The sequence below is a fragment of the Actinomyces bouchesdurhonensis genome, assembly GCF_900128465.1.
GTDB lineage: Bacteria > Actinomycetota > Actinomycetes > Actinomycetales > Actinomycetaceae > Pauljensenia > Pauljensenia bouchesdurhonensis.
Map to the genome: position 1 here is coordinate 81,341 of NZ_LT635868.1, position 19,552 is coordinate 100,892.

At 62.7% G+C, this 19,552-nt stretch carries 16 protein-coding genes and 3 tRNA genes; 15 read left to right on the forward strand and 4 right to left on the reverse strand.

Annotated elements, in window-relative coordinates; all coding sequences use genetic code 11:
* Nucleotides 1-79: 79 nt before the first annotated feature.
* A complete protein-coding gene (locus tag BQ7477_RS05155; protein ID WP_073983062.1) occupies nucleotides 80-856 on the forward strand; it encodes a lysophospholipid acyltransferase family protein in 777 nt (258 codons plus the stop codon).
* Here BQ7477_RS05155 and BQ7477_RS05160 read toward each other — a convergent pair.
* Nucleotides 853-1,512, reverse strand: coding sequence for an AMIN-like domain-containing (lipo)protein (locus BQ7477_RS05160; RefSeq protein ID WP_234968698.1), 660 nt, complete (start codon nucleotides 1,510-1,512; stop codon nucleotides 853-855). The two genes, BQ7477_RS05155 and BQ7477_RS05160, sit on opposite strands and share 4 nt — an antisense overlap.
* A gap of 64 nt (nucleotides 1,513-1,576) precedes the next feature.
* Here BQ7477_RS05160 and BQ7477_RS05165 point away from each other — a divergent pair, with 64 nt between their 5' ends.
* The 4 genes from BQ7477_RS05165 to BQ7477_RS05180 all read left to right on the forward strand — a co-directional run bounded on the left by BQ7477_RS05165 (nucleotide 1,577) and on the right by BQ7477_RS05180 (nucleotide 4,957).
* Nucleotides 1,577-2,596, forward strand: coding sequence for an NAD(P)H-dependent glycerol-3-phosphate dehydrogenase (locus BQ7477_RS05165; RefSeq protein WP_073983063.1), 1,020 nt, complete (start codon nucleotides 1,577-1,579; stop codon nucleotides 2,594-2,596).
* A 50-nt stretch (nucleotides 2,597-2,646) separates the two neighbouring features.
* Nucleotides 2,647-3,783: a D-alanine--D-alanine ligase family protein gene (locus BQ7477_RS05170; protein ID WP_073983064.1), complete on the forward strand. Its 1,137-nt coding sequence runs from the start codon at nucleotides 2,647-2,649 to the stop codon at nucleotides 3,781-3,783.
* A gap of 89 nt (nucleotides 3,784-3,872) precedes the next feature.
* Nucleotides 3,873-4,790 carry an ATP-grasp domain-containing protein gene (locus BQ7477_RS05175; RefSeq protein ID WP_073983065.1) on the forward strand — a complete coding sequence of 306 codons (918 nt, stop codon included), beginning with the start codon at nucleotides 3,873-3,875 and terminating at the stop codon, nucleotides 4,788-4,790.
* A 91-nt stretch (nucleotides 4,791-4,881) separates the two neighbouring features.
* Nucleotides 4,882-4,957, forward strand: a tRNA-His gene (locus tag BQ7477_RS05180).
* A 126-nt stretch (nucleotides 4,958-5,083) separates the two neighbouring features.
* Here BQ7477_RS05180 and BQ7477_RS05185 read toward each other — a convergent pair.
* Nucleotides 5,084-6,277, reverse strand: coding sequence for an IS1249 family transposase (locus tag BQ7477_RS05185; RefSeq protein ID WP_338072949.1), 1,194 nt, complete (start codon nucleotides 6,275-6,277; stop codon nucleotides 5,084-5,086).
* 140 nt (nucleotides 6,278-6,417) lie between these two features.
* Here BQ7477_RS05185 and BQ7477_RS05190 point away from each other — a divergent pair, with 140 nt between their 5' ends.
* The gene (locus BQ7477_RS05190; RefSeq protein ID WP_073983067.1) at nucleotides 6,418-7,476 is read left to right on the forward strand and encodes an NAD(P)-dependent alcohol dehydrogenase; all 1,059 of its coding nucleotides are present in this window, start codon (nucleotides 6,418-6,420) and stop codon (nucleotides 7,474-7,476) included.
* A 274-nt stretch (nucleotides 7,477-7,750) separates the two neighbouring features.
* On the forward strand, nucleotides 7,751-8,713 hold the full coding sequence (locus tag BQ7477_RS05195) for an Abi family protein (RefSeq protein ID WP_234968699.1): 963 nt from the start codon (nucleotides 7,751-7,753) through the stop codon (nucleotides 8,711-8,713).
* Between the two features lie 934 nt (nucleotides 8,714-9,647).
* Here the strand turns inward: BQ7477_RS05195 and BQ7477_RS05200 are convergent.
* Nucleotides 9,648-9,721, reverse strand: a tRNA-Gly gene (locus BQ7477_RS05200).
* Nucleotides 9,722-9,823: 102 nt separating this feature from the next.
* On the opposite strand from BQ7477_RS05200, the gene BQ7477_RS05205 reads away from it, so the two are divergent.
* The 8 genes from BQ7477_RS05205 (at nucleotide 9,824) to BQ7477_RS05240 (ending at nucleotide 16,330) form a co-directional block, all read left to right on the forward strand.
* A tRNA-Pro gene (locus BQ7477_RS05205) sits at nucleotides 9,824-9,900 on the forward strand.
* 47 nt (nucleotides 9,901-9,947) lie between these two features.
* Complete coding sequence (locus BQ7477_RS05210; RefSeq protein WP_073983068.1) at nucleotides 9,948-10,229, forward strand: FMN-dependent dehydrogenase; 282 nt, start codon at nucleotides 9,948-9,950, stop codon at nucleotides 10,227-10,229.
* Nucleotides 10,230-10,445: 216 nt separating this feature from the next.
* Complete coding sequence (gene tig, locus BQ7477_RS05215; RefSeq protein WP_073983069.1) at nucleotides 10,446-11,765, forward strand: trigger factor; 1,320 nt, start codon at nucleotides 10,446-10,448, stop codon at nucleotides 11,763-11,765.
* Nucleotides 11,766-11,955: 190 nt separating this feature from the next.
* The gene (locus BQ7477_RS05220) at nucleotides 11,956-12,567 is read left to right on the forward strand and encodes an ATP-dependent Clp protease proteolytic subunit (RefSeq protein WP_073983070.1); all 612 of its coding nucleotides are present in this window, start codon (nucleotides 11,956-11,958) and stop codon (nucleotides 12,565-12,567) included.
* Nucleotides 12,567-13,211, forward strand: coding sequence for an ATP-dependent Clp protease proteolytic subunit (locus BQ7477_RS05225; RefSeq protein ID WP_073983071.1), 645 nt, complete (start codon nucleotides 12,567-12,569; stop codon nucleotides 13,209-13,211). The genes BQ7477_RS05220 and BQ7477_RS05225 overlap by 1 nt, the downstream gene beginning before the upstream one ends.
* 296 nt (nucleotides 13,212-13,507) lie before the next feature.
* The gene (gene clpX, locus BQ7477_RS05230; protein WP_073983072.1) at nucleotides 13,508-14,767 is read left to right on the forward strand and encodes an ATP-dependent Clp protease ATP-binding subunit ClpX; all 1,260 of its coding nucleotides are present in this window, start codon (nucleotides 13,508-13,510) and stop codon (nucleotides 14,765-14,767) included.
* Nucleotides 14,768-14,814: 47 nt separating this feature from the next.
* Entirely contained in the window at nucleotides 14,815-15,171 is a 357-nt protein-coding gene (locus tag BQ7477_RS05235) for a chorismate mutase (protein ID WP_073983073.1), read from the forward strand.
* 133 nt (nucleotides 15,172-15,304) lie between these two features.
* Nucleotides 15,305-16,330 carry a LacI family DNA-binding transcriptional regulator gene (locus BQ7477_RS05240; protein WP_073983074.1) on the forward strand — a complete coding sequence of 342 codons (1,026 nt, stop codon included), beginning with the start codon at nucleotides 15,305-15,307 and terminating at the stop codon, nucleotides 16,328-16,330.
* An 84-nt stretch (nucleotides 16,331-16,414) separates the two neighbouring features.
* Here the strand turns inward: BQ7477_RS05240 and lacZ are convergent, their stop codons facing one another.
* Complete coding sequence (lacZ, locus tag BQ7477_RS05245; RefSeq protein ID WP_073983527.1) at nucleotides 16,415-19,453, reverse strand: beta-galactosidase, LacZ type; 3,039 nt, start codon at nucleotides 19,451-19,453, stop codon at nucleotides 16,415-16,417.
* Nucleotides 19,454-19,552 lie beyond the last annotated feature (99 nt).

Sequence of the window (19,552 nt, forward strand, 5' to 3'; positions counted from 1 at the left end):
TGTGAGCTGCATTCGGTTGCTCGTTAACCTAGTGTTGGGGTTTTGCGTTGGAGGGCGGTGCTCCCATTAGAATTGAGCCATGAGTGCTGTCTCCGGCTTTTACGCTTTCGCCAAGGGTGTCTTGACGCCCATCATGACGCCCTGGATTAAGTTCACCGTGAGCGGTGAAGAGAACCTGCCCGCGCAGGGCGGCTACCTCCTGGTGCCGAACCACCTGTCGAACGTTGATCCGCTGTGCCTGTGCTGGTACTTCATGAAGCGTGACACTGCCGTTCGTTTTCTGGCGAAAAAGTCGATGTTTTCGGTGCCGGTGTTCGGGTGGATCATCAAGGGCATGGGTTTGATTCCCGTTAATCGCGATTCGAATCCTGCCGCTGTCTTGGCACCCACCCGTGATGCCCTGAGAGCGGGCGAGGTCGTCGGCATTTTCCCGGAGGGTACCCTCACGCGTGACCCTGACCAGTGGCCCATGCAGTTCAAGTCCGGTGCTGCCCGCCTGGCCCTGGACACGGGTGTTGCGGTTATCCCCGTGTCGCAGTGGGGGCCGCAGGCCATTATGGCTCCCTACAATGCCAAGGGCATGGATATGCGCCCGGGCCGCCGTGTTTCCTACCATTTCGGCGCACCTGTTGATCTGTCTGATCTGATGAGTCCTGCCGGGTCTGAGGACCATGATGCTGTCAACGAGGCGACGCGGCGCATCAGCGACGCTGTGCGCGCGGGCGTCGGGAAGCTGCGCGGCCTGCCCGTGCCTGAGAAGGTCTGGGATCCCGCGACTCAGGCCGGCCCCTGGTGGGAGGAAGTGCAGGCCAAGCGAGCCAAGAAGGCGAAGAAAGCCACCAAGCACAGAGGTTAGTGTCGAATATCAACAATTAGACGCACTGGATTGGTGAGGAAACCGATCTGGAACTGGCGCTGCGTGGGCGAACCGATAGCGATGTGCGTATTGTCCTCGAAGGTGCCGTCCGAGACGATGTCGAGGTCGCCCGCGCGCGTGTGCTCGCCGCTCGGGTAGTTCCCTTTCGGTGAGGTTGCCGTCATCGGTGTGCCATCGATGATCAGTTCCAGCACGGTCGCCCCTTCGACTTCGATGGGTAGCCCCCGGCCCTGCTCGAGCACCTGGTCGCTCCACTGGGCCAGACGAATGCCAGGTGAGCCGTCGCCGTCAAACTCGAGCACGACGCGGGTGAAGCCCTCGTGGGAGGCTGCCCGGATCGCTGTCAGGACCAGCGCTTTGTTGGGGTCTTCGGCTCGCACGGGAGGCAGCATTGATACCGAGGACATCCAATTGTCCGCGTTGATCGGCCTGGTTGAGTCCAGGTCTGTTTCACCCGGCACGTTTGCCGTGCTCGATTGGGCATCCTCGGAAGAGGCGGGGGAGGGGACCTGAATGGACGAGGCCGGGGCGGGCCGTACGGTCGGCTGCACCTGCGGGGACGCGGGCGTGCAGGCGGCGAGTGCGAGGATAGCGGCGGTGAACCCCGCGGCTGGAATGACACGACGGTGAGACAAAGCCCCTCCTTGGGGTGTGACGGTTTTCCCATCCTAGTAGACTGGGCCTGACAGGGAGGTCTCGATGAGTATGACAACAGCAGCGGTTCTGGGAACGGGCGCATGGGGAACGACGTTCGCTCAGGTACTCGCGGACGCTGGCGTGGAAGTCACTATGTGGGGGCGCAACGCCGACACTGTTTCGTTCATTAATGGGCGGGAAAACCCGTCCTATCTGCCGGGTATCACCCTTTCTGAGCGTATTTCGGCGACCAGTGACATTGCCGATGCTGTTGAGGGAAAGCCCCTCGTGGTGGTCGCTGTGCCGGTCAAAGCGGTCCGTCGAACCTTGGAGTCCGCCCGAGATTATTTGGCTCCCGAGGTCGTATTGCTTTCTTTAGCCAAGGGCCTCGAGCTGGGGACGTTGCGGCGTGTGGATGAGATTATTGCCGACGCTTCCGGCGTCCCCGGGAGGCGCATCGCGGTCCTGTCTGGCCCGAATCTCTCGCGCGAAATCGCTGATCGGCAGCCCACTGCGACGGTTGTCGCATCGGGCGACGTGGAACTCGCCAAGGAGATTGCCAGGACGTGTCACAACCCCTATTTCCGGCCCTACGTCTCCACGGATGTCGTGGGCACGGAGATGGCGGGTGCCACGAAGAACGTTATCGCCGTTGCTATTGGTGCCGCCGAAGGTATGGGGTTGGGACTCAACACGCGTTCGACGCTCATCACCCGCGGCCTTGCGGAAATGACCAGGCTCGGTACGGCGCTCGGAGCGGACCCTGCGACCTTCGCCGGTCTGTCCGGCATCGGTGACCTGGTCGCCACCTGCTCCTCGCGTCTGTCCCGTAACTTCTCGCTGGGGCATCGGCTGGGATCCGGCATGAGCATGGCCGAGGCCATGGCGCTGTCTCCGGGTGTCGTCGAGGGCGTCGCGTCGGCTGGGCCGATCCTCCAGGTGGCTGCCTCTGTCGGCGTCGATATGCCGATTACGGGTGCCGTCGTCGAGGTCGTCGAGGGGCGTGCCACGATCGAGGACATGGGACGTATGCTGCTTGCACGCCCGCAGAAGATGGATGGGTGGAAGATCGAACTGGTTTAAAAAGCACACGCGCGGGCGGGGGAAGCATGACGCGCGGTAGGCTTAGACTCATGACTGCACCTTTACGCCCCCGCGTCCTCATTGTGTTCGGTGGACGCTCCTCAGAGCACGAAATCTCCTGTGCGACTGCCGCCGGTATCCTCACCGCCATCGACCGCACCAAGTGGGATGTGATCCCCTTGGGAATTACGCGCGATGGCCAATGGGTGCGTGTTGCCGACGATCCGTCTGCCCTGACATTCAAGGATGGGAAAGGACAGTCGATTACTGCTGGATCCACCCGCGTCGCCTTGACCCCCGGCGAAGGTAACCTCGTTGAACTCACCTACGATGGCGACCCTGATGCTTGCGACTCCCGCGTCGTCGGTGTGGAGGATCTGGGTCACGTCGACATCGTTTTTCCGCTCCTGCACGGCCCCTATGGCGAGGACGGCACCATTCAAGGTCTCTTTGAGATGGCTGGGGCGCGCTACGTCGGCTGCGGTGTCACCTCCTCGGCAATCTCCATGGACAAACACCTGACCAAGACCGTTTTGGCGGCCGCTGGTATTGACGTGGGCCGCTGGGTTCTGGTGACTGCGCGTCAATGGGAAACAGATCCCGCTTCGTGCATGGACCGCATCGAACGCCTCGGCTTCCCTGTGTTCGTCAAGCCCTGCCGCGCCGGCTCCTCCGTGGGTATCTCGCGCGTGACCTGCCGCGAGGACCTACCCGTGGCTATCAAGGAGGCCGCGAACCACGACCCGCGCGTCATCGTCGAGGCCTCCATCTCGGGCCGCGAGGTCGAGTGCGGCGTGCTGGGCTCGCGCCCCGACTGGCGCAGCGGCACCGCGCCCCTGGGCGAGATCGTCGTCCCCGAGGGCGAGTTCTACGACTACGAGCACAAGTACGTGGACGATGTCGTAGGCCTGTCTTGCCCGGCCGACGTCACCCCCGAGTATTCCGAGCGCATTCGCCAGACCGCGTGGCGTGCCTTCGACGCCCTCGAATGCGAGGGCCTGGCGCGCGTCGACTTCTTCCTCGACGAGGCCACCGACACCGTCATCATCAACGAAGTCAACACGATGCCCGGCTTCACGCCCATCTCGATGTACCCGCAGATGTGGGCGGCCGCGGGCCTGTCCTACCCGGACCTGCTCAGTGAGCTCCTCACCGAAGCGTTGCAGCGCCCTCTCGGCCTGCGCTAAAGGAACGGACCCGCCGACCCGCTTCAGTGTGTGTCCAGCGACGAAGCCCCGGCCTCGTCAATTCCTAACACCGACCCCAAAGGAAACAGATGACGACCAACCCTAAAGTAACCCTGGTGACCTGTCAGTCCATGCCTAATCTCTTCCCCGGCGAGCAGGGCTTGCTTGACGAGCTGGCGTCGCGCGGATGCGACCCGCAGATCAAGATATGGAATGATCCCGACGTTGATTGGGCCGATGCCGGCATGGTCGTTGTTCGCTCCGTATCCGATTACGCGCAGGATCGTCCCGCGTTCCTGGAATGGACGAAGCAACTGCGTCGCGTGCAAAATTCCGCTGACGTGCTCAACTGGAACACGGACAAGCATTACCTGAAGGAATTGTCCGCGTTGGGGCTGCCAACAATTCCCACCAACTGGCTCGAAGCCGAACAGAAGCTGACAAAACATCAGATCCACACGCGTTTTCCCGCATTCGGTGAGTTCGTCGTCAAGCCCGCCGTCTCTTCCGGCGTTCGCGACATTGGACGCTACACGACCGTGGATATTCGCCAGCGCCAGGCAGCGATGCGTCAGGTTCAGGGGTTGCTCGGCGAGGGGCGTTCCGTCATGCTCCAGCGTTACGTCGAGGAAATCGACCTGCACGGTGAAATTTCGCTGGTGTTCTTCAACGGGCTTGTCTCACACGCCGTCGAGAAGCGCTCCGCCCTGCACCCCGCCTCCGTCACCAACCCCGAGATGCACGAGGCCGTGGTGACCGCAGATGTCGCTGACTCCGTCGCGTGGCAGTGGGGTGAGGAAATCCGCCGTGTCTTGCATGACTATGTGCGTATCCGCCGGGGCCATGATGAACAGTTCCTATTTAACCGCGTGGATCTCGTTCCCGACGGCAGGGGTTCCTTCCTGGTCATGGAAGTGTCCCTTGTGGATGCTGACCTGTACCTGGGCGCCACCCCCCACGCGCTCGGTAATTTCGCCGACGCGATCTCCGCTCGCGCTCACTGGTGACGCACGCCACCGCCGTGAGGGTAGTGCTCGATTTTTCAAGCTCGGGCGGGTAGTGCTAAGCTCTATCCGTTGCCTTCACGGCGACGCGATGGTGGCTGTAGTTCAGTTGGTAGAGCACCTGGTTGTGGTCCAGGACGTCGCGGGTTCGAGTCCCGTCAGCCACCCCACTGCCCCGACGCATGTGCGTCGGGGTTTTTGTTGTTGGAGTATCTTGGACGTATCTCCAATTGATCGGACGAAGGAGTTGCGGGCTATAGGCGCAAACGTGGTGCTTTAGACGGCGTGTCGTGGGTCTAGTGGGCGCGTCCGGCCCAGCCTTTGCGTGGCCAGAGTCCTTCTTCTGGGGTGGGGGTTCCTTCCGGGATTCCGTGGCGTTTCTGATCGGTGTGGTTGGGGTGTTTGGGTGTGGGGATCCGGCGGGGTGTGGGGCGCCCGTCGTGTTCCCATTGGGTCAGGACTTCGGTGGGGGTCGGGGGTTGTGGGGTGCGCAGGAGGAGAGCCCATTCGGCGATGACGGCTTGGTGGTAGGCACTGGCACCGCGGTGAGCGTGGAGGAGTTCACGCACGACAGCGTTGATGGATTCGACGTGGTTGGTGGTGGCGCAGGCCGGCGGGTCGGCTGGTGTGCCGTCGGGGTTGGTCAGGTAGGTGAACAGCACTCCTTGGCGTGCCAGTCGTGCCAAGCGTCGGTAGGCGCGGCGCGTGCGTTCATGCGTGTACCACCAGGTTTTACCGGTTTTTGACGCCCATGCAGGGTCTTGAGCGGCGAAGGTGCGCTGTGACATCCATTCTCGGAAGGTGTGCCCAAAGTCGTGGAGCATCGTCAACCACGCGCTGGCTTGGTCGACGCTGGTGATGCTCGTCAAGCGTCGTGACAAGGCCAGCAACGCCCGTGCGGGTTCGGTTCTGGGATGCATGGTGAGGTCGCGGATGATGTCACGATGAACGTGGACCAGGCAGCGTTGCACGCGCGTGGAGGGCCATAGGTGCGCGATAGCCGCCAAGGCGCCTGCAGCACCGTCGGTGGTGACCACATCGGCAGGAGCGAGGCGTTCAAGTAGGGCCGTGTAGGCCTGCGCGGATTCGTTGGCCGCCCACTGCCACTCCAGCACATGCTCGCGGTCTCGGGCGATCAGCAGCACCCATTCGCCTGACAGGTGCATGCCGTCAATGAAGATCTGATCGTGGACCTGCCCGGTGACGGGCGGGTGAGGTACCGGCACCTGCCAGCACCAACAGGTACGACGCCGGAAAGCGCGCGCTGAGCCTTCCTGTTCGTCTTGGGTGTGCCGAGACGTCGCCCACGCGATGAAGTCTGCCAGCTCATCGGCTTGTTCGTGTCGGCGCGCACGCCCTGATGGACATGTGGTTGACAGGGCGCACGAGGTGCATTTCCACCGTTGAGCGCCCGCCGCGGTGTGTCCATTCTTCTTCATCGGCACAGCGCACACCGGGCAACGCCGAGCACGATTCGATCGTGTTCTCACCCACTACACGATCACCCCAGAAAGTCAAGGAAGCTGCGCGATTAACCGCCCGAACCTAAATAACAGCGACTTTCGCCCGCAATCCCAACCTAAACCCGGAACTTAAGCACCACGTTCGTGACCGATAGTCCGGAGTTGCGATGCCCAGCGTGATCGCCTACGGCTGCGACGACGCCACCACCCAGTTCCACCCCCTCCAGATCGACATCCGAGAACCCAGCGAAGGCGAAATCTACCTCGATGTCGCCTACGCGGGCATCTGCCACTCCGACATCCACTCCGCCCGAGGCGAGTGGGGTCCCGTGGCCTACCCGCTCGTGCCCGGCCACGAGTTCGTCGGCACCGTCGCCAAGGTCGGCCCCGGCGTCACCAAGTTCAAGGTGGGGGACCGCGTGGGCGTAGGCTGCCTGGTCGGCTCCTGCGGTATCTGCGAGATGTGCGAATCCGGCTACGAGCAGTGGTGCACGTCGACGCCGGGCACCCTGTGGACCTACCGCGCCGACGCTGACGGTAACCCGACGACCGGCGGCTACTCGCGCGGCTTCACCGTGCGCGAGGACTTCGCGCTCCGCATCCCGTCCGAACTGGATTTTTCGGCCTGCGCGCCCCTCCTGTGCGCCGGTATCACCACCTACTCGCCGCTGAAGCACTATCAGGTGGGTCCCGGCTCGCGCGTTGCCATCCTCGGCATGGGCGGCCTCGGACATGTGGGCGTGCAGATCGCCAAAGCCATGGGCGCGGAGGTCTCCGTCATCTCCCACGGTTGCTCGAAGGAAGCCGACGCCCGCCGCTTCGGCGCCGACCACTTCTACGCGACCAGCGAAGAGGGGACTCTTGAATCGCTGCGCGGATCCTTCGACCTCATCCTGTGCACCGTCTCCGCGGACGGCCTCGACTACGCCGGTTACATGGCCGCCCTGCGCCCCTACGGCGTCTTCGTCGATGTGGGTCTGCCCACCGAGCCGGTCTCGCTGCCGCTGCGTGCCTTCGTCAACGGCGGCAAGTCCTTCGCGGGTTCCCAGATCGGCGGCATCGCTGAGACCCAGGAGATGCTGGACTTCTGCGCAGAGCACGGCGTCATCCCGCAGGTTGAGATGATCACCGGTGAGGAGATCACGGAGGCCTACGACAACGTCGTCGCTTCGCGGGTGCGCTACCGCTACGTTGTTGACACCTCCACGTTCCCCGAGACCGCGTGAGCGTGAGGGGGGTAACGCGGAAGCCCCGGGCCACTTGGCCCGGGGCTTTCCGATTCTCTGGGTGAACGATGCTACTCACAGCTAACTCTTCGACACTAAGACAAATATTGAGTGTTTGAGATCACTTCAGATACCATGGATGCTAGTTGTGTTCCCTGGCTGCGTCGTGTATTCTGTCGTCTTGACAGACCCCCGGCCAGGCCTCTGGTGTGGTATAATTCTTACTACGCACATGCACAAATGGCCGGGGCCATTTTATGCAGGGAAGCCTGAAGTGAGTTCAGAAGTCGGTAAAGTTCGGCTGACATACGGTGAACAGCTTGATCTACTAAAGCGTCGTGGCATGCTCATTGAGGATGAGGTAGAAGCCGCAGCTATCTTATCTCGTGTCAACTACTATCGCCTATCCGGCTATTTTCGCTATTGGCAGGTCGATCCGGATCATCAAGACGATTCCTTCGTTGATGGGACAAGCTTCAATGCTGTCTATCGGCTGTATGAGATGGAGCGTCTGCTCAGTCATGAGTGCTCAATGTTGCTAGCCTCATGTGAAATTTTCCTGCGAAATCGATTTGCGTATCATTACGCGGAGCACTTTGCTCCTGTTGCCTCTTATGCTCATGGTGAAGGTTTTAGTCAACCCCAGTCTTTCTCTAAAGAGGAACCCGTGCAGGAACGCATACTGTCCGACCTGGATCGCAGTAGTGATCAGTTCGTTCTGCACTATCGTGATGAGATTAAGTCTGGAACATCGTATCTTCCTCAGGCCTACGACAGGATGCCGATATGGGTTGCTGTTGAGGTTCTTAGTTTTGGGACACTATCGCGTATGATTCAGGCCTCAGGAGTATCTGGTGTTTTAGATTCAATTGTTGCACCCCCGCTTAGTATGTCGCGAAGTAGTTTTCCCTCCCAAGTTCGATCGTTAGTTTATTTGCGAAATCGCTGTTCGCACTTCAACCGGCTTTGGAATATTTCTGTGTCGGATGCACCTGCGTTGAGTCGAAATATTGCAAATAGGATCAAAAAGAACTATCGGACGTTTGATGACCGTTCGATTTATAAGATCCTGGCGGTGATGCATCATTTTGTTCAGAATGCAGGAATTTGTGATGATTGGTTGGGGGTGCAAATCGAGCCCTTGCTGCAGGAGAACCCGCTTCTTGCGTATGGGATTGCGACGCCAAAGAAATACGGGGAAATGCCACGCGATGTTCTGATCGATGCAAACTCGTGATCCGCATGATGGGTCAGTGCCGCGCTACCGCTACGTCATCGACACCTCCGCGTTCGCCGAAACCGTTTGAGCGTGAGGGTGTAACGCTCAAGCCCCGGTCAAAGGTCATAATGTGTTGGTCGCGGTTCGGTCCCAGGCATCATCGAGGGCGGTGTCGTTGGGCTAGTGTGCTCGCGCCACAAGTCTTCAGACAGGATGCGCCCCATCGGGAAGATTTCACCCGATCAGTAGGGGTTGGTTCTTCCCGATCGGGTGTTACACCTCATCGGCAACAAGCGTCGTCGTGGGGCTAGTCGACCGTGACATTCCCCTTCAATGTCGGCGACGCCTCACCGACGTTAAACTGCACCTGGTCGGGCAGCGCTGCACTAGTTAGGGGTCTTACACCAGTTAGCAACAAGCCGCGTCTCGGAGTCGTGAGTCGACGCAGCATCGAAGAGACACTTCGCCCCAAGCGTCAGACCCCACGTCGAGCGCAGGCGGTGTGCCTCGGCCCCGGCAAGGCACCGCGGCGCGCGTCCGTTAGCCCCTGAGATGCGCACGTTAACCCTCTAATTGGTGCGTTAACCCTCTAATGTGAGCGTGGGCGGGGCTGCCCAGGCTCGCATTAGCGGGCCCACGTGCGAGTTAGCGGGCCCGTGTGCGTATTAGCGGGCCCCGTGCGCGGCGAGGAGCGCAGGAAGCTAGCACGCCTCGGCGAACTGCGCCCCTGAACCTGAGCGCCTACACCAGGCCGCGCTTTCGACCACGCATCAGGCATATGGGGCATCCACCCTTCCACGATGGAACAACCACCTGCAACACCGATTTTCCCGCACCAACACAACGAAAAGTCACCCCTCCAGCAACATGTTGTGTCCTATAACCCATAATCCACACGTTGTGTCCTGTAACGCGAAAGCCCCGGGCCGGTGGCCCGGGGCTTTCCCAGTTCTGGAGCGGATGACGGGAATCGAACCCGCGTGATCTGCTTGGAAGGCAGAGGCTCTACCATTGAGCTACATCCGCGTACCCCCGAAGGGGACGTGGATGATCCTAGCGGTAATTTTCCGCGTACGCGACATTTAGCATCACCTCCCGTATGATAGGGCAGCGGACATACGTATCCATCGGGGTGTAGCGCAGCTTGGTAGCGCATCTGCTTTGGGAGCAGAGGGTCGCAGGTTCAAATCCTGTCACCCCGACCATCAGCGACGACACTGTCGCACCCGCCAACGCGAGCAGGAGAGCTGTCATGCCGTCCTACCGGACCATCCTGACGGTCACGACCCTCGCGCCCGGGCGTGCCCCCGAAGAAGTCGAACAGGCGGCGCGCACAGTGACACGGCTCGAATCCTGGGACATCGCCATTGTCGCGAGGCAGCCACGCATCACAGCACGATTCACAGCCGTCGACGACGCAGAAGCACGAACCATCCACGCCGCAATCACCGACGCAGTCCGTGAGGTCGCCGACGTTCCCCGCGCGCGGCTGGCCGCTGTCATGCGCGGCCGCTCCCACTACCTGACCCCCTGAGGACAGCAGACCACTAAGCCCGCCCAGGCCTCGTCCCGGACGAAACAAACACAACAGTGGTGTGCAATTGCGCACGCGTTAGGCCCGTGAGGAGCTCCATACGCCCATTTGCCTACGGCGAAGAGAGACATTAAGCAAAGCGTGGCGTAAACTGGCCAGGTTGTTATGCGCCCGACATGGGCGTTCCCCTATTCGTAGACTACGGAGCGTACGCACGTGAAGAGCACCGTTGAAACCCTCGAGCCCACCAAGGTTCGCCTGACTGTTGAAGTTCCCTTCGAGGAACTGAAGTCCGAAATGGACAAGGCGTACAAGGAGATCGCCGGACAAGTCAACATCCCTGGCTTCCGTAAGGGCCACGTGCCTCCGCGCATCATCGATCAGCGTTTCGGTCGCGCCGCCGTCATCGAGCAGGTCGTTAACCAGGTCCTGCCCGGCCACTACTCTGACGCCGTCAACCAGAACGAGCTGCGCCCCATGGCCCAGCCAGAGGTCGACGTCACCGAGATCCCGAACGTGACCGGTCCCCAGGGCGGCCAGCTCGTCTTCACCGCCGAAGTCGCCGTCGTTCCTCCCTTTGAACTGCCTGAGATTGACGAATCCATCGTCGTCGAGGTCGCGCCCACCGAGGTCACCGAGGAAGATGTCCAGAAGGAGCTCGACGACCTGCGCGGTCGCTTCGCGACCCTGAAGACCATCAACCGCAAGGCCAAGACCGGCGACTTCGCGACCATCGACCTGGTCGCCACCATCAACGGCGAGCAGGTTGACTCCGCCTCCGACGTCTCCTACGAAATCGGATCCGGCACCATGCTTGACGGCCAGGACACCGCCCTGCGCGGCACCAAGGTCGGCGACGAGGTCACCTTCACTTCCACCCTCAAGGGCGGCGACCACGAAGGCGAAGAAGCCGAGGTGACTATCACTGTGAAGGCCATGAAGGCGCGCGAGCTGCCCAAGGCTGACGACGACTTCGCCCAGATGGTATCTGAGTTCGACACCATCGATGAGCTGACTGAGGACTTGAAGAAGCAGGCCGGCGAATCCAAGGAATCCCAGCAGGCCCTCGCCGCGCGTGACGCCCTCATCGACGTCCTCCTCGACAAGGTTGAGATCGTCCTGCCCGAGTCCGCGGTCGATGACCAGGTTGAGCACCGCGTCGGCGAAGATGCTAAGCCCAAGGCCAAGAAGGAGGCCCGCGAAGCAGTCGAGAAGGAGATGCGCACCGAACTGCTCTCCGAGGCCCTGGCCAAGAAGTTCGACGTTCAGGTTTCCCAGCAGGAACTCATCGACTACGCGATCCAGATGTCGCAGAACTTCGGGGTCGACATCAACCAGCTCTTCTCCTCCTCGCAGCAGATGGCCAACGTTGTTGCCGACCTTGGTCGCTCCAAGGCTCTCATTGAGGCCCTCAAGGTCGTCACCGTCAAGGACACGAATGGCGCCGACGTTGACCTCACCAAGTTCTTCGGCGCTGATCCTGGCGCCGAATCCGGCGCGGAGATCGTTACCGAGCCTGCCGACGAGCAGGAATGAGTGGAGGCGCGGTACTTTCCGCGCTGACGAGCATCCCACTGTGATCGCGAGGGGCGAGGCTTAAGCCTCGCCCCTCGCGGCATGTGCCCACAGCGAAACAGCGGCACGGCGCGTGCGCCGTGGGGCGCGCAGCGGGTACGGTTGACACCAATGGGGCCGCCTGGGCCCGTGAACAGACGAGGAGGTACGCGTGAGCGTGCAGAATACCGGTGCTGTCGGCGAAGGCTCGCAGCTGGGACTGGGGGACTCGGTCTACCAGCGCCTGCTCAAGGAACGCATCATTTGGCTGGGCGGCGAGGTCCGCGACGAAAACGCGAACGCGATCTGCGCGCAGCTGCTGCTGCTCGCGGCTGAGGACCCGGACCGCGACATCTACCTGTACATTAATTCCCCCGGTGGCTCGGTGACCGCCGGTATGGCGATCTACGACACGATGCAGTACATCAAGCCGGATGTTGTCACGGTGGGTATGGGCCTGGCCGCATCGATGGGACAGTTCTTGCTGACGTCGGGTGCGCCCGGCAAACGTTACATCACACCTCACACCAGGGTTTTGCTGCATCAACCCCTCGGTGGTGCGGGTGGCTCCGCGACGGAGATTCGCATTAACGCGGACCTGATCTTGGGCATGAAGAAGGAATTGGCGGCCATTACGGCGTCTCGTACGGGTAAGACCGTCGAGCAGGTCGAAGCAGACGGTGATCGCGACCACTGGTTCACCGCGCAGGAGGCGCTCGAGTACGGCTTCGTCGATCGCGTGATCGACAGCCCGCAGGAGATTGGAACGCGAGGAGAGAACTGATGAGCACCCAGCCCTACTTTGAGGCGGTCGCCCGCCAGATGCCCCAGGCCCGCTACGTGCTGCCCGACTTCGAGGAGCGCACGGCCTACGGTTTCCGTCGCCAGAACCCGTACACGAAGCTGTTTGAGGATCGCATCGTGTTCCTGGGTGTGCAGGTCGATGACGCGAGCGCCGACGACGTCATGGCGCAGCTGCTGGTTCTTGAGTCTCAGGACCCGGATTCGCTCATCACCATGTACATCAACTCGCCTGGTGGTTCCTTCACGGCACTGACCGCCATCTATGACACGATGCAGTACATCAAGCCGCAGATTCAGACGGTGTGCCTGGGGCAGGCGGCGTCGGCGGCGGCCGTGCTGCTGGCTGCTGGTTCGCCTGGTAAGCGTCTGGCTCTGCCGAATGCTCGTGTCCTCATTCACCAGCCCGCGATGGAGGGAATGCAAGGGCAGGCCTCGGACATTCAGATTGTCGCGGACGAGATCGACCGCATGCGCGCGTGGCTTGAAGACACTATTTCGGAGCATTCTGGCAAGCCGGTGGAGCAGGTGCGTCGCGACATTGAGCGTGACAAGATTCTTACCGCTCCTCAGGCCGCTGAATACGGTCTGATTGACCAGGTGTTGGAGTCTCGTAAGGCTCTGTGACCCGTTCATCATGGACGAGGCCGTGGCTGTCCCACGCGTAATTGTGTGGTGCGTGCCACGGCCTCGTTGCTGATAGAACAGACGATGGTGTCTGACGAAAGGGGAGTGTGGGCCGACTCGGACAGGTGGTTTCGCCCCGAAAGATTGGTTTGTTTATCGAATGTGGTGATGTGTGACCATTTCATAACGATGTGCGTGCCTGCGTGGAATTTTCCGCTCCGTGCATTAGTTTATTTTCTAGTAAGTGCGAAAGCGTCTCCGACCGAACGGAAAGCGCTCAACCAAGTGGAGGTCTCGTGGCTCGTCTGACTGATGGCGCGGAACTGCTCAAGTGCTCCTTCTGCGGCAAGAGCCAGAAGCAAGTGCGTAAGCTTATTGGTGGCTCCGGTGCGTATATCTGCGACGAGTGTATCGAGTTGTGTAACGAGATTATCGAGGAAGAACTCGGAGCTCAGCAGGCTTCGTCCTCGGCGACACCCCTGCCTAAGCCTCGTGAGATCAACGAATTCCTGAACACGTGGGTGATCGGCCAGGATCGAGCTAAGCGTGCTTTGTCCGTGGCCGTGTATAACCACTACAAGCGTGTGCGCTCGCGCGAGGCGGGCAACGCCGAGGACATGCTGGGCACCAAGTCCAACATTCTTCTCCTGGGTCCCACGGGCACGGGTAAGACGCACCTGGCGCGTTGCCTGGCCCGCCTCCTCGATGTGCCGTTTGCTATCGTGGATGCGACCGCCCTCACGGAGGCCGGGTATGTTGGCGAGGATGTGGAGAATATCCTCCTGCGCCTCATCCAAGAGGCCGATGGGGACATTAAGAAGGCCGAGAAGGGCATTATTTACGTCGACGAGATCGACAAGATTGGCCGCAAGGCTGAGAATGCCTCCATTACCCGCGACGTGTCGGGGGAGGGCGTGCAGCAGGCCCTGCTGAAAATTATTGAGGGGACGGTCGCGTCAGTACCGCCTACGGGTGGGCGCAAGCACCCCCACCAGCAGTTCTTGGAAATTGACACATCCGGCATTCTGTTCATTGCGGCGGGGGCTTTCGCGGGCATCGAGGACATTGTGAAGGCGCGCTTGGGGCGTCGCTCCACAGGCTTTGGTTCCGAGCTGAAGAGTGCTTCGGAAATGGGTGACTTGTACGAGGCCGTGTCCGCCGAGGATCTGCACAAGTTCGGTATGATTCCCGAGTTCATCGGCCGTCTGCCCATCCTGACCTCCACGAAGGAACTCACGGAGGAGGACCTGGTGCGAGTCCTCACTGAACCGTCGAACTCTCTGGTGCGCCAGTACCAGCACCTCTTTGAGCTTGACGACATGGACCTGGAGTTCACCCACGAGGCCCTCCTGGCAATCGCCGCGCGCGCGAACGAGCGCAAGACCGGTGCGCGTGGCCTGTCCTCGATCATGGAGCAGACCCTGTCCGACCTCATGTTTGACCTGCCCAGCCGCGACGACGTCGCGCGCGTGGTCGTCACCCGCGACCTGGTGGAGGGTGTGGGCGAGGCCGAGCTGTACCCCGAACGCTCCTCGGAAGGTAAGCGCAGTGCCTGAGTCTCGCCGCTAGACTGGTGTTAGTGGCGATGAACCAGGAGGGTCCCATGCTGGGAAGTGACGAGGCCGGGGTGGCTGCATCAGCAGACCGCGCAGTAGGTGGTGTTCCCGCCGAGCTGGCGGAGGCGCGCGCAACGATCGACAACATCGACGCCGCCCTCGTGCACATTCTCGCCGAACGTTTCCGCTGTACTCAGCGTGTTGGCCACATCAAGGCGCGCCTGGACCTTCCTCCCGCCGACCCCGCCCGCGAAGCTCGCCAAGTGGAGCGCTTGCGTGCCCTTGCCGCCGCCTCCGGCCTTGACCCCGATTTCGCGGAGAAGTTCCTGGGTTTCATGGTCCGTGAGGTCATCCGTCACCATGAGGACATCAAGGCCGAATACGACGAGGCTTCGCGTCCCTGAGTGTGGGTGGGCAAACCTTGCCCCGGCCTCGTCCATCACACGGGCGGCGAGCCGGTGCGTTGGTTGCCCTGGGGACCCAGCCGGTCGGCTACACTGTCTCGCGTCGAACATCAGGTGTTGGGAATAGGGAGTCATGGTTAATCTAGGCGACATTGCCAAGGCGACGGGATTCTCGAAGGCCACCGTGTCTCGCGTCCTGTCGGGCGATCCGAGCTTCACCGCGAAAGAATCCACCCGACACCGAGTGATTCAGGTCGCCAACGAGCTCGGCTACGCGCTGCGCACATCCCGCTCCAGCATCCCCCTGACCATCGCCGTGCTCGAAAACTTCGACCCGTCCAACGGGCCCCAAGACTCCTACTTTTCCGACGTACGCGAGGCGCTGCGCGAACGAGCAGCCGAGAACATGATGTCTCTGACGTTCTTCCCGGACGTGCGCGCCCTGGTCGAGGCCGGGCAAGACTACTCCGGCTTCGTGTCCCTTGGCCCCGCGCCCCTGACGCGGGACAACCTGGAGGCGCTGCACGAGGCGCTGCCCCACGGCGTGTTCATCGACATCAATCCCGCTCCCACGCTCTTCCACTCCGTGCGCCCCGACCTGCAACAGACCGTCATTGAAGCGATCTATGCGCTGCGCGAGAGCGGCCGGGAGCGCATCGCGTTCATCGGTGGCGACGGGCACGTGATGGGCAGCCACGTGTTCGGCCAGGACCCGCGTACCGTCGCCTTTGACGAGTGGGCGCGCCTGCTGGCCATGCCCATCGAGGGTCTTGTCCGCGCCTCCGGTCCCTTCTCTGTGGACAACGGCCGACGCCAGGTCGACGAGCTGGTTGAGTCCCTGGGCGAGGACCTGCCCGACGCGATCCTGGTCGCCGCAGACTCCCTCGCCGTGGGCGTCCTCCAGGCGCTATCTGCGAGAGCGATCCGCGTGCCCGATCAGGTCGCCGTCGTCTCCATCGACAACCTCGAGGTGTGCCAGTACACGGCTCCGCCGCTGAGCTCCTACGCGATAAAACCTTCCGAGCTGGCCGAGACGGCCCTCATGCTGCTGTCCGACTCGATCGTGGGGCGCTTCACGCACAAGCATCACGTGCTTCTATCGACTCAGCTGGTTGCGCGCCAGAGTTTCGTGCCCGCCACGGCCGAACCCGAGTCCTGAGCGCCGGGCAGAACTCGCGTCGAGGGCCAATAGGCAGCCGGCGGCGGCGCGGTGGGCACTCACCGCGCCGCCGCCGGTTTCATCTCAGATGAGCGAGAGCGTCACGTCGAGGACCTGCGTGCCACTCGCGTCGACGTGGAACTCATCGTGGACCGGTGAGCCCCACGAGTCGTCGCCGCCGACCCCCATCTGAGCGGTGAGGAGGCGCAGGTAGGTCGCCGCGCGCTGCTCAGGTGCGGGCATCTCCCACCAGTGCGCGGCCTGCTCAATCTGGGCCGAGGAGTAGGGCAGGAGCGAGACGCCCAGCTCACCGCGCGCCTCGATGTGCAGGCCGTGGCCCTCGGCGTCCCTCACCTCGCACCAGCGGGCTCCCGGGTGGTAGCCGGTCTCCTGGGGCACCGCGTAGGGCGCGAGTCCCTGCACCGCGCTGGCCTCCCACACGCCGAGGTTCGCCCCGTCCAGGCGATCCGCGTACGCCTCAACGGGGCCGAGGCCGTAGAAGCGCAGGTGGTCAATCGAGGACGGCAGTGCCCACTCCACGCCGAAGCAGGGCATCGTCGGGAGTCCCTGTGCGCCCGGGTAGGTCGCGGTCAAGCGGATCGTGCCGTCAGCGCGCAGCTCGTAGCAGACCGGAACGATCACGTCCTCCACGCCCGCGAGCTTGTACTCGTAGGTCACGACAACGTCGCCGGGTCCCTCCTCGACACTGGTGTCCACGCAGCGCGCGTAGGCACCCGCCGTCGTCCAGCACGCGCGATCGAATCCGTGGCCGCACCCACGGTCGTTGTCCGTGAGCGGACGGAAGGTGGTCAGGCGCGGCGGGCGCAACACCATGGCCGTCTGGCCGCGCTTCCACTGGACGATGCCGCCCGCCGTGCGAGACAGCAGCGCCTCGTTGTCGCCCTCGCGCATGCCGATGTTCCAGCGGCCCACCGTGAAGGAGGCCCCGCCCGCAGGCGCGGTGTCGGCCACCTCGGGACGCGAGTGGATCGTCTGCCCGACGGACACGACGTGTCCGGCCTCGCACCAGGGCGTATCGGAGGCCAGGACGAGCGCGGCCTCCAAAACGATCTCGCGCTGCGTGTCGGCCAGGAGGTCGCTCGGCCAACCCACGGCCACGGCGTTCTCCTCGCCGGGGGCAGCCACGACCTCGTACGTCTCCTCCCACGCGACCTCGCCGTCGGCGAGCACGCGGGCGCGGATACACAGATCGGAGGCAGGGGCGGGCAACGCCACCGCGGACACCGCGATCCCATCCGAGCTCGGGGTGAGCGTCACGGGGGAGTAGAGGGCCTTGACGGCCTGCGCCTGGGGCTTAAGCGTACGATCCGCAAACAGGATGCCGTCGCAGGAGAACTCCCAGTCGCACGGGCGATCGCCGAAGTCGCCGCCGTAGGCCAGGAACTCCCCACCCGACGCGGCCGTGGCCTCGTGGTACAAGGCCTGATCAACCAGATCCCAGATGAAACCACCTCCGTAGGCGGGGTAACGCTCCAAGGCCGTGTAGAGCTGCAGGCCGCCCACCGAGTTACCCATCGAGTGCATGTACTCGCACGACAGGTAGGGCTTCTTGGGAGCAGAGCGCAGGTACTCCTCAATCGCGTCGGGCAGCGCGTACATGCGCGATTCGATATCGGAGGTGTCGTCGAACTCGCGATCCCAGGTCACGCCCTCGTAGTGGACCGGGCGCGCCGGATCCAGCTCGCGCGAGCGGCGGTACATCGAGCGGAACACCTCACCGCCATACGATTCGTTGCCCAGCGACCAGATCAGCACGCTCGCGTGGTTACGATCCTGGAGCACCATCGACTCCACGCGATCCACGCACGCGCCCTCCCACTCCATCTTCGAACCCGGAATCGCCGTCTCGGGCGTCGGAATGTCGCCCGGCGTGCACCACGAGCCGTGGGTCTCCAGGTTCGCCTCGTCGATGATGTACAGCCCAAACTCGTCGCACAGATCCAGGAAACGCGTGTCGTTGGGGTAGTGGCTCGTACGAATCGCGTTGATGTTGAGCTGCTTGCACAGCTTAACGTCCGTGATCATGGTCTCCAGCGACACCGTGCGGCCCGTGCGCGGATCGAACTCGTGACGGTTGGCTCCGCGGAAGATCAGGCGGCGCCCATTGAGCATGAAGACGCCATCGACAATCTCGAAGCGACGGAATCCCACGCGCTGGCTCACGCGCTCCACGCTCACCCCGTCGGGGCCGCGCAGCTCGAGGGTCAGCGTGTACAGAGCCGGCGACTCCGCACTCCACGGGGACACCTCCGCCAGGTCGGCAGTCAGCTCCAGGCGCTCCGCGCTCGCGGGCCCCTCGGTGCGCCATGCGACCTTCCCGTCCGGGTCCGTCAGCTCGGCGGCCACGGTCATGCCCTCGCAGGCCCCCGCGATGGTGGCCGCGACGCTCAGGCTGCCCGAGCCGCTCGTGTGGTCGTAGTCGGCGCCCACCTCGAGGTTCTCCACGTGGGCCGCGGGCAGCGCCACCAGGCAGACCGAGCGGAACAGGCCGTGGAATCGCCAGGAGTCCTGGTCCTCCAGCCAGGAGGCGCTGGAGTACTCGTAGCACACGACGACGATGTCGTGCTGCTCCCGGTCGTCGGCCAGGGCACCCGTGATGTCGAACTCGCTGGCCGTGTAGCCGTCCTCGCAGTAGCCGACGAACGTGCCGTCCATCCAGATGTAGAGGGCCGTCGCGAAGCCGTCGAAGCGCACTCGCACGCTGCCGCGCGTGTCCAGGGTCTGCGCCACGGCCTCGTCCAGTGTGAAGGAACGGCGGTAGACAGCGACGCGGCAGTCACTGGGGGCGGCGGGGGCCTGAGGGTCCTCGTGCCCATCCCAGGGCATCTGGATGTTGACGTATGCCGGTGGCCACAGTCCCTCGGTTTCAAGCGTGGAGGGGACGGGCACTGCATGCACGTGCCCCTGAGTGAACGCACTGGTGGGGTTCTCCAGCGACACGCGCGTGCCCGAGGTCAGCGCCACCTCCCAGGTGCCGTCGAGGCTCTGGCGGGGCGCTGTGGAACGGTGTGCGGAGCGGGCGCTCAGTCGATTGACAGCGAAGGCCTGCGGATCGTGGAGCCAGGCCGGGTCGGGCGTGTGGATAAGAGTGGTGCGGGACATGGAGACCTCCGAACGTGCGACGTTGCGTATGGAGCGAACTTGCTCCACTATCAGGGTAACCGGTTGTTTCGATGAACGCAACTAGGTAACCGCTAAACT